1 protein-coding gene is annotated in these 463 nt (G+C 74.1%); it reads left to right on the top strand.

Features of this window, described 5'->3' with window-relative positions; genetic code table 11:
- A partial coding sequence (locus FV222_RS30475; protein WP_246685732.1) for an alpha/beta hydrolase occupies positions 1 to 463 on the top strand: 463 nt, incomplete at both ends.

A 463-nucleotide genomic window follows, 5' to 3' on the forward strand; every position in this document is an offset into this window, starting at 1 on the left:
GCCGCGAGGATTGGTGCGAGCGCGTCGGCGTCCTGCGCACCCCCGCCCTCATCCTTGCCGGTGGCGAGGACGGCGACCTCGGGCCGGAGGCGCAAACCGCGCTGATGGCGCCGCATTTCGGTTCGGCCCGCCTGGTCACCCTCGACGGCGCCGGCCACCTGCTGCCGATCGAGCGGCCGGATGCGGTCGCCGACTTGATTCGCGGCCACGTCGTCGCGCCGCACACGGAAGAGCCTGAAGCGCCGAAGATCGACGCAGCGTATCGCGACCTGATCGCCTCCGAGCGGGTCAACGGCCGCCTGCGCGCGGCCTTGCACGAGCGCGCCGCGCCGGACGAGCTCGCCTATCGCCCGCAGGCCTGCGACGCGGTGGAACTCGCGATCCTGCGGGCCGTCGTCGTCCGGGTGCTGCCGCAGGCCGCCGGGATCGATCTCGCCGCCCGCATCGATGCACGGCTCGCGGG

The organism is Methylobacterium sp. WL103 (assembly GCF_008039885.1).
Classification (GTDB): Bacteria; Pseudomonadota; Alphaproteobacteria; order Rhizobiales; family Beijerinckiaceae; genus Methylobacterium; species Methylobacterium cerastii.